9 protein-coding genes and 2 pseudogenes are annotated in these 9,426 nt (G+C 68.8%); 3 read left to right on the top strand and 8 right to left on the bottom strand.

From position 1 onward, the window contains the following. The first annotated feature begins 7 nt into the window (after positions 1-7). Together ACFTZB_RS05720 and ACFTZB_RS05725 are read left to right on the top strand one after the other, a co-directional pair. Positions 8-1,357, top strand: coding sequence for an MFS transporter (locus ACFTZB_RS05720; RefSeq protein ID WP_378430516.1), 1,350 nt, complete (start codon positions 8-10; stop codon positions 1,355-1,357). A gap of 65 nt (positions 1,358-1,422) precedes the next feature. Further along, positions 1,423-2,196, top strand: a complete 774-nt coding sequence (locus ACFTZB_RS05725; protein ID WP_378430517.1) for a LuxR C-terminal-related transcriptional regulator — start codon at positions 1,423-1,425, stop codon at positions 2,194-2,196. On the opposite strand, the gene ACFTZB_RS05730 is transcribed toward ACFTZB_RS05725, so the two are convergent. The 8 genes and pseudogenes from ACFTZB_RS05730 to ACFTZB_RS05765 all read right to left on the bottom strand — a co-directional run bounded on the left by ACFTZB_RS05730 (position 2,186) and on the right by ACFTZB_RS05765 (position 8,812). Further along, positions 2,186-2,530, bottom strand: a complete 345-nt coding sequence (locus ACFTZB_RS05730; protein WP_378430518.1) for a hypothetical protein — start codon at positions 2,528-2,530, stop codon at positions 2,186-2,188. The genes ACFTZB_RS05725 and ACFTZB_RS05730 overlap by 11 nt on opposite strands. Before the next feature lie 16 nt (positions 2,531-2,546). Next, complete coding sequence (locus ACFTZB_RS05735; protein WP_378430519.1) at positions 2,547-3,179, bottom strand: GTP cyclohydrolase II; 633 nt, start codon at positions 3,177-3,179, stop codon at positions 2,547-2,549. Further along, positions 3,176-3,706, bottom strand: coding sequence for a flavin reductase family protein (locus ACFTZB_RS05740; RefSeq protein ID WP_378430524.1), 531 nt, complete (start codon positions 3,704-3,706; stop codon positions 3,176-3,178). The genes ACFTZB_RS05735 and ACFTZB_RS05740 overlap by 4 nt, the downstream gene beginning before the upstream one ends. Positions 3,707-3,937: 231 nt before the next feature. Further along, a pseudogene (locus ACFTZB_RS05745) lies at positions 3,938-4,195 on the bottom strand (SRPBCC family protein); the annotation flags it as partial. 4 nt (positions 4,196-4,199) lie between these two features. Then, positions 4,200-5,369, bottom strand: a complete 1,170-nt coding sequence (locus ACFTZB_RS05750; RefSeq protein ID WP_072949192.1) for an LLM class flavin-dependent oxidoreductase — start codon at positions 5,367-5,369, stop codon at positions 4,200-4,202. A 92-nt stretch (positions 5,370-5,461) separates the two neighbouring features. Continuing rightward, entirely contained in the window at positions 5,462-6,946 is a 1,485-nt protein-coding gene (locus ACFTZB_RS05755; protein WP_378430520.1) for an adenylate/guanylate cyclase domain-containing protein, read from the bottom strand. Positions 6,947-7,001: 55 nt separating this feature from the next. Next, positions 7,002-7,625, bottom strand: a complete 624-nt coding sequence (locus ACFTZB_RS05760) for a response regulator (protein WP_378430521.1) — start codon at positions 7,623-7,625, stop codon at positions 7,002-7,004. Further along, positions 7,622-8,812 (bottom strand): sensor histidine kinase, encoded by a 1,191-nt coding sequence (locus tag ACFTZB_RS05765; protein WP_378430522.1) that lies wholly within the window; start codon positions 8,810-8,812, stop codon positions 7,622-7,624. The genes ACFTZB_RS05760 and ACFTZB_RS05765 overlap by 4 nt, the downstream gene beginning before the upstream one ends. A 159-nt stretch (positions 8,813-8,971) precedes the next feature. On the opposite strand from ACFTZB_RS05765, the pseudogene ACFTZB_RS05770 reads away from it, so the two are divergent. After that, positions 8,972-9,426 (top strand): annotated as a pseudogene (locus ACFTZB_RS05770) (ABC transporter permease); the annotation flags it as partial.

Below are 9,426 nucleotides of genomic sequence, written 5' to 3' on the forward strand. Positions count from 1 at the left end.
GACCCCCATGCCCACCGCCTCGCATGCGGTCCCGCCGAAGCCGCGCGCGGCCCGCGCGTCCTTCGCCGCCGCCATCTCGACGTCGCTCGAGTGGTACGACTTCTTCATCTACGCCACCGCGGCCGCCCTCGTCTTCAACACCACTTTCTTCGCGACCGACAGTCAGGTCGTCGCCGCACTCAATTCATTCGCCACCGTGGCGGTCGGGTTCATCGCCCGGCCCGTCGGCGGCGTGCTCGCCGGCCACTTCGGTGACAAGGTGGGTCGCAAACCCGTTCTCGTCGCCGCCATCGTGATGATGGCCGTCGCCACCTCGCTGATCGGTCTCGTGCCCAACACCCAGCTCGTCTGGCTCGCACCCACGATTCTCGTGACCCTGCGGATCTGCCAGGGCCTCGCGGTGGGGGCGCAGTGGGGCGGCGCCGTCCTCCTCGCCACCGAGAACGCGCCCGCGGGACGTCGCGGGTTCTACGGCAGCTTCGCGCAACTCGGCGTGCCCATCGGCGTCGTCCTCGGAAACGTCGTCTTCCTCGTCATCACAGCGGCATTCGACTCCGAATCGTTCCTCGCCTGGGCGTGGCGCATCCCGTTCTGGATCAGCCTCGTGATGCTCCCGGTCGCGTTCCTCATCCACCGCTACCTGGAGGAGACACCCGAGTTCCAGGAGCTGTCGAAGAAGCTGGCCGAGGCGCCGGCGGCACGGAAGTCGCCGATCCTGCAGGTGCTGCGCAAGAACCCCGGCACCGTCCTCACCGCCGCCGGAGCGAACGCCATCGGCGTCATCTTCTTCTACACGATGATCACCGGGTCCGTGCAGTTCGCCACCACGTATCTGGGGATCGAACGTTCCACCGTCCTCGGGTTCATCCTCGCCGCCTGCGTCCTGATGATTCCGCTGGTCCCGTTCGCCGGATACCTCTCCGACCTCTACGGCCGGAAGCTGGTCTTCGGCATCGGCACCGCCGGGATGCTGCTGTGGGGAATTCCGATGTGGCTGATGATCGGGCACTCGAGCCAGGGCGAGCTGTGGCCGTTCGCGCTGGCCGTCTTCGGCGCCGTGATCGTGATGTCGTTCCAGACCGGAACGCAGGGAACGCTGTTCGCGGAACTGTTCCCGCCCGAGATCCGATTCTCCGGAGCCTCCCTCGGCTATCAGATCTCCGCCATCATCGGTGGCTTCTCGCCGATGGTCATGGTGCTGCTCATCAACGGCGACGCCTCCAACGCGTGGCGGGTCGGGGCCTTCCTCGCCGGCGCCGGAACCGTCGGGCTGCTCTGCCTCGTCGCGATCGTGCGGAAGTACTCGTCGCCGGACGTCCAGCAGTCGGCGGCCCGCCGGTCCACTGTGGCAGCCTGAGGTGACGTGAGTGGCAAAGTGTGGTCGGGCACGCTTTGCCACTCACCTGGGGATCGGAGGCGAACATGGGTACCGAATCCTGGAAAGACGTGCTGTCCCGCTCGCAGATGCACGGCATCCTCGAGGTTCTCGAATCGTGCTGCGACGTCGACGACCCCGCCGACTACAAGCGGACCGTCGTGGAATCCATCGCGACGGTGTTCCGGGTCCGCGACGTCACGTTCTTCTTCGGACCGACATACGCCGACATCTTCGCCGACCCCGCACCGCTGCTGACGGGTGCCGCCCCCCCGCTGCTCCACGAGTATCACGCCCGCTGGCGGGACAAGGACATCTTCGCGCTCCCCGAGGCGCGCCGCTCGCTGACCGATACCGGGTTCATCTCCCTGGACCACCTGCATACGCTGCCCGCACCGCAACGCTCCTACGTCGAGGACTACCTGCACCCACACGGAATGGGAACGGCGTCGGCGCTGCACCTCCGGTTCGCGGACGGGGAAGCGCTGGTCGGGATGTTCGACCGTGAACGAAGCTGGGATGCGAGCGAGTCACTGGCAGTGCAGGTTCTCGCCCGGCAACTCCGCGCCCAGGGCCGGTCGATGCAGCTGTCGGGGGACGACGGCCCCGTCGATCCGCTGGGCAGTCTGACCCCGCGCCAGATGCAGGTGGCCGAGTTGGTGAGCGACGGCCTCAGCAACAACGAGATCGCCGAGGTGCTCTCGCTGTCCGAATTCACCGTCAAGAAGTATGTGAGCCGAATCTTCGAGTCCACCGGCCTGAAGAACCGGGCGTCGCTGACCGCGTGCGTGCTCCGGCGAGGCCGGCGACCTACGGTGTGAGCGGCGAATAGGCGATGACGGTCAGCCCGTGGGGTGATCGAAGCACCACCCGGCATTCGTGATCGCCGACGGTCGGTTCACCCACATCCCATCCCGCGTCGCGCGCGAGCGTCGCGGCCGCGGCGACGTCGTGCGTCTTCCCCAGCAGGCACCAGGGCGGTACGTCCGTCTCGTCGGACAGGCACAGGGTCGTGAACTTCGCCCACGCACTCCCGTCGCTGAACGCGGCCGGGCCGAGGACCTCGGTGAGGTCGTCGAATGTCTCCGCCCAGTGCGCGGTCGAGTGCATCACCGACATCTTCTCGAATACGTGACTCAGCGGGGTGCGTTCCATGGTTTCTCCTGACGTGTCAGCGGCGGCCGACGAGAGGTGCGTGGGTGAGGTTGTGGCCGAGCCGATCCCGCTTCGTTGCCAGGTACCGGGCGTTGTGATCGTTCGCCGCGATCTCGAGCGGCGTGGTGCCCGCGACGGTGACGCCGGCCGCGGCAAGCCCGGCGGCCTTGGCCGGGTTGTTGCTGAGCAGATCGATCCGGTCGATGCGCAGGTCGCGGAGGATGGCCGCGGCGTCGGCGTAGTCGCGGGCGTCGACGGGCAACCCGAGTCGCAGGTTGGCGTCGACGGTGTCGAGGCCCAACCGGTCCTGGAGTTGGTAGGCGGCGATCTTCGCGGCCAGCCCGATGCCGCGGCCCTCGTGCCCCCGCAGGTACAGCAGCACCCCGGCGCCGGCGTCGGCGATGCGCTCCAGCGCGGCGGACAGTTGCGGACCGCAGTCGCAGCGCCGCGACCCCAGGACGTCGCCGGTGAGGCACTCGCTGTGGACGCGGGTCAGGGCGGTGCCGACGGTCGGGTCGCCGAACACCATGGCCAGGTGCTCGATCCCGGTGGCCGAGCGGTAGGCGATCGCGGTGAACGCGCCGTGATCGGTGGGGACGACGGCGTCGGCGCAGCGGACGACGCACGTGGTCGGGTCCACCGCAGTCATGCCGGGCTCGCGGTGGTGAGCTGGTGGAACGTGGACGTGTAGAACAGCAGCGGGTCGGGGGTGTCGGTGGCGCCGAGTTCGACGACGCGGCCGACGACGAGGTCGTGGTCGCCGACGGGTTGGACGAGGTCGATGTGACAGTCGACCCAGGCGTGCGCGCCGGCGAGGCGGGGAGATCCCGTGGTGGCGGGGGTCCAGTCGATTCCGCGGAACTTGTCGGCGCCGCTGCGGGCGAACGTGCGGCCCAGTTCGTGCTGGTCGGCGGCGAGGATGTTGGCGCAGAACCGGCCGGACGCGGCCACCTTGGGGAAGGTCGTCGAACCCCGGCCGACGAAGAACGCGACGAGGGCGGGGTCGAGGGAGACGGAGCTGAAGGAGCCGACGGTCAGTCCGACGGGATCGCCGGTGTCGTCGAGCGCGGTGACGGCGACGACGCCGGTGCAGAATTTACCGAGCACGGTGCGGTAGGCGTCCGCGATGTCTTCGGGGGTGGTGGCGGTGATGTGCGGGGAGGTGGGGGTTCGCATCGGTACCTTCTTCGGTGCTGAATGTTCGGAGTCCGCCGGACGGAAGGCGGACTCCGAACGAGGTCTATCCGCGGACGGACGGATTCGAGACGAGGATCGACAACTCCTCGAGCGCAGCGCGGTAGATCGACTCGATCGCCGTCGCCACTCCGACTCGACCTCCGCCGAGTCGGCGGCGAACGTCGCGGCCCACTCCACGGTGCAGGACTCCGCGGACGTGCCGAGCACGGAGATGGTGGACCGGTAGTGCGTCAACGGCAATGGGCCGTCGATGTACTCGTAGGTGTACCGGCGTTCGCCGTCACTGTGCTCGGCGATCCGCTCACGGGCGGGCTGACCGTCGGCGAAGACGATGTGGCGGATCCCCTGCTCCATCCGGGCTGCCGCCACCGACGGAATCCATTCGGCGACCGATCCCGGGTCGCCGACGCGGGCCCAGATCGTGTCGGCGCCGACGGGGAACTGCTTCTGAATGCTGATCTCGGCCATCGCACTACACCCGCCCCAGCTCGGCTTCGTACTTCTTCGTCATGTGCGCGACGGCCTTCCTGTGCTCGTCCGCCTGCCCCTCCCGCACACGGCGGGCCCGCTCGTCCGCGTCGAGCAGTGGCTGCGCCTGACCCTGGAAGAACGGCATGACGTCCTGGGCGAACAACTCGTACGACCGCGCGGTGGCCTGCGGGTTGGCCCAATCATGGCCCTGCAGAAGGAGAGTGCCGAAACCGCCCGACTGATCGACGAGCCGCTGGACCTGTGCGCGGGCCTCCTCGGCCGTGCCGATGACGCCGATGCCCGAATTGTTGATGAAGTCGATCATCTCGCGCTTGTTCTCACCCTCGACCGCCATCTGCGGGAACGCGGCAACGTGCTGCAGGTACTTGAACCAGTGTTCGATGCCGTGCTCGACGTCGCGGTAGGCCTGCTCCCGGGTCTCCGCGATGTGGAAGGGACCCACCAGCCGCCACTTGGAGCGATCGACGTCCTCGCTCCGGCCCGCGAGCGTCGCGAATTCCTCGAGCATTCCCCAATGATGTTGCAGAGCACTGAATCCGTCCGCCGTCAGAGTCGCGGCGATCGACAGCAGCCCGATACCGTGATGGCCGGCCAGCCGCGCTCCCGTCGGGGAGGCGATCGCGGCGACGACGACGTCGAACAGGGGAGAGGAGTACGGCGCCATCTGAATGCACGCGTCGACGAGCGTGTGGGTCCGCGTCTTCGCACTCACCGTCTCACCCCGCAGCAGACGCATGATGATGTCGGTGTTCTCCGCGAGCAGTTCGCGCGTGTCGATCTGCGACAGACCGAGCATCGCCGCATCGGTCGGCAAGGATCCGGGGCCGAGGCCGAACAGGACGCGACCGTGGGTCAGGTGGTCGAGCATCACCATCCGCTCCGCCGCCCACAGCGGATTGTGGTACGACACCGACGTCACCCCCGTCCCCAACTTGATGCGACTGGTCCGTTCGCCGGCGGCGGCGATCATGATCTCCGGGGACGCGTAGATTTCGGAACCCGCGGAGTGATGTTCCCCGAACCAGGCCTCGTCGTAGCCCAGCCTCTCGAGCAACTGAACCAACTCGAGGTCGCGCTGCAACAACAGCGTCGGATTCTGACCCGGTGTGTGGATCGGCGCCAGAAACGTTCCGAACTTCAGCCTGCTCATGATCACTCCTGTGTGACGGGGGCAACAGTGAGTGAAACGCTATGGCCGCGAGCACATCGCGTGTAGTCCTCGAAAGGAGACACTTCGCCGGATCAGCGGGACAGCTTGCGCTGCCTCGCATAGGCCACGCCGACGAGTGCGCGCAGCGCCTGCGGTGCCCGCTTCGCGGTCCGCAGGATGGCCTGGTCGATCATGCTCAGCTTCGGTGCGAGTCGCGGGACGGTCCGTGGCGCGTGGTCCGCGTCGGTGAGGGAGTACAAGGGCCACCGGCCCGGCACGCCCTTCAGTTCGCGTTCGCCGACATCGGTGAAACGCAGCCCCGACCCCACCACGAGGTCGCGCACGGTCCGCGACACCAGCACCTCCCCGGCTCCGGCCGCCGAACCGATGCGCGCGCCGACGTGAACGGTCATCCCGCTGACGTCGGGTCCGTTCCGCTCGACCTGTCCGGTGTGCACGCCGGCCCGCACCTCGAGGCCGAGCGCACACGCGTCGTCGACGACGGTCCGCGCGCACCGGACCGCCGCGGCGGGGCCGTCGAAGATGCTGAACGTGCCGTCGCCCGCCACGTTGAGGAGACGTCCGCCCGCGTTCTCCACCGCGTCACGGACCTGCCGTTCATGGGTGGCGCGGAGTCCCCGGTAGGCGGCGTCGCCGATCCGGGCGAGCACCTCCGTCGATCCGACGACGTCGGTGAACAGCACGGACGCGACGAACCGGCCGGCGTCCGGTGTCGGATGCCCACCCGTCGCGAGTTGCTCGACGTGATCGATGATCGGCACCCACGCCTCACCGAGCGATGCGCCGGCCGGTGCAGGCGGCAGCAGGTGGAAGGTGCCGCGGGGAATGTGATCGGCGACGTACTGCGCGACAGCTGCGGGAACGGGACTGCCCGCGACGATCACGATCCGGGCCGGGCACTGGATCGACGGCAGAATGTCCGAGTAGTCGAGGCGGAAGATCCACTCCATGTGGGCGCGCGCGACGGCCGGCGACGCGGAGTTCCGCTCGAGCATCGCCATCAGCCGCCGGTTGAACGGGGAATCCTCGCGGGGATCCCACAGCGGCACGGACGCGCCCGACCCCCACGACTCCGTGGCCGCGCGCCATCGGGAGACGAACTGGTCCCGCTCGGCGGCCGTCCAGCCGTCCGGGTCGTGGTCGCCGCCGATCAGCCGCTCGGCGAACGGCTGGATCAGCACCACCCCCGTGACCCGCTCCGGCGACCGCGCCGCCACGAGTGCCACGGCACCGCTCGCGCTGGCCACACCCACCAGCAGTGCCTCCCGCATCCCGATCTCGTCCATCACCGCGACGATGTCGTCGGCCTGCTCCTCGAGTGTCGGCAGGTGGTCGACCGGTTCGGACAGTCCCAGCCCCCGCTGCTGGAAATACGCGGTGCGGGCGAACGTGCTGCCGCGTTCCATCAGGTAGTGGATCTGCGGGTCGGTCCACATGAGGTCGAGATGCATGTTGATCTCGAACAGCCACACGACGTCCAGCGCGCCGCCGCCCACCACCTGATACGCCAGCGCGTGTCCGTCCCGCTGGATGTACTGGACGACCGGTGGGTCCATTTTCCCAGCGTAAACACATGTGAGCGGCAAAGTGTGCGTCCGGACGCTTTGCCGCTCACCTGGGGAGGGTGCCGAGCTCGCGGGCGCGGGCTATTGCGGAGGTCCGAGACTTGACGCCCAGTTTGCCGAAGATGTGAACGAGATGGGACTTCACGGTCGTCTCCGAGAGGAACAGTTCCTTCCCGATCTCCCGATTGGACCGCCCCGCAGCCACCAACGTCAGCACCTGGATCTCCCGCGCGCTGAGGCTGGTGGCCGGTCGGCGGACGCGCGTCATCAGTTTCGACGCCACGGCCGGGGAGAGCACGCTGTCTCCGGCCGACGCGGCCCGCACGGCGGCGAGGAGTTCGGGAGGGGGAGTGTCCTTCAGGAGATACCCGGCCGCGCCGGCGGCGATCGCGTCGAGGATGTCCGCATCCGTGTCATAGTTCGTGACGACCAGCACGTGCGGCGGGTTCGGCAGGGACCGCAGGTTCCGGGTGGCGTCCACCCCCGACGTGCCGGCGCCGAACCGCAGGTCCATGAGGACGAGGTCGACCGGGGTCGTCGCGCACAACGCCACGGCGTCGTCGGCGGTGGCCGCCTCGCCGACCACCTCGATGTCGTCCTCGTGTTCGAGCAGGGCGCGTAGGCCCGCGCGCACGATCGCGTGGTCGTCGGCGAGCAGCAGTCGGATCATGCGCCGGCCCCGAGCGGGAACGACACCGCGACCGCGGTCAGTCCCGGTTCCGACTCCACCGACATCGACCCGTCGAGTAGCTCGACGCGACGGCGAATCGAATTCAGCCCGAACGCTGTCGACGGTTCACGGTCGAGAAGTGCGACATCGAAGCCGATGCCGTCGTCGACGACGTCCAACCGGACCGCATCCTCGTAGTAGGTGAGCGTGACCGCCATCCGGGACGATTGCGCGTGCCGGACCACGTTCGACACCGCACCCTGCGCGATCCGCACCAACGCCGCCTCGACGGGCATCGGCAACCGCACCGGATCCCCCACGACGACGGCAATCGTGTCGAAGGTGTCGCTCCTCGCCTGCGTGCAGATCCGTGCGAGTGCGTCCGCGAGCGACTGCCCGTCGAGGACGGCGGGTGTGAGATCGCCGATGAGCTGACGGGTTTCGGCGAGGCTGTCCGCGGCCGTCTCCCGCGCCAACCGGATACGGTCCCGGGCGGGGTGGCCGGGGTCCGCGCGTTCCACGGCGTGGAGCAGCATCTGAATGCTCGACAGATCCTGCGCGACGGTGTCGTGGATCTCGCGTGCGAGCCGCTCACGCTCGGCCAGGGAACCGGCGGCACGTTCCTGCTCGGCGAGTTCGGCTCGGGTCCGGGTCAATTCGTCGATGAGGCGATCGCGTTCGACGGCCTCCCGGTACAACGCCCGGTAGCCGAGGCCGATCGCCACCGCGACGCACGCCCCGATCACCGGACCGACGACACCCGCGACGCTCCAGCCGCGGTGCAGTCCGGTGCCCGCGACCGCCACGACGGTCGCCGCCGCGACCGTCACGACACCCCATCGTCGCGGCAGCAGATGCAGGTATAGAAAGAACAGTCCGAACGCGAGATAGGCGGCGTCGGGGGCGAGGACCATCAGCGCCACCCACAGCGCCGTCAGCGCCGCGAGCCACCAACCCCCGCGCAGCCGTCGCGTCGCCCCCGCCGCGTACACCGCCAGAAACGCCACCGACAGCACCACGATCGCCGGCGCGTTCGGCGCGTCCAGGAGGACGGCACGCAAGATCACGACTGCAGTGAGCGCCGCGGTCAGCGCATGCAGTCCGAGTTGGAGTCCCGCGAACACGGGCGTGAGAGGGGAGCGGTGCACCCCGTCCAGCTTATCGACGTGAGCGCACCCGGCATCCATCGAAAGTCGGAACCCGCACCCGACCTTCGACCGCCGAGAATTCCATCCCACGTGCGATGGAACCGTGCCGTTCCGCGGGCACGGTGAGTTCGGAGGCCGTGAGCGCCGCCCCGGCCCGCATCGACTGCGGCGCCGGTCGTGATCCGGAGAGGACCATCTGTGTTCGTCGCATCGAGAGACCTGCGTGCCGCGCGAGGTCGCTTCGCGCTGATATCCGTCGTCGTGGTGCTGATTGCGCTGCTCGTCACGTTTCTCAGCGGTCTCACCGCCGGATTGCGCCACCAGAACGTGTCCGTCGTGGAACGTATCGACGCCCAGTCGGTGGTCTTCGCCGCCTCCGAGGACGGTCCCTCGTTCGACGAGTCCGCGCTGACATCCGAGCAGGTGGCCGTCTGGCGGCGGAGCGCCGACTCGGTGCACCCGATCGGGGTGGGACGAGGCTCGGTGTCGGCAGCGGGAGGTGCGGCGACGAGCGCGGCGCTCGTCGGCGCGGACGGCGGTGTGGGCGACCGCGCACCGTCCGCGCCGGGAACGGTGATCGTCGGGGACGTCGCCGCGCGCTCGCTCGGGGTATCCGCCGGCGACACGGTGACGATCGCCGGCCAGGCGTTCAC

This window comes from Rhodococcus sp. NPDC057014 (assembly GCF_042673295.1).
Taxonomy (GTDB): Bacteria; Actinomycetota; Actinomycetes; order Mycobacteriales; family Mycobacteriaceae; genus Rhodococcus_F.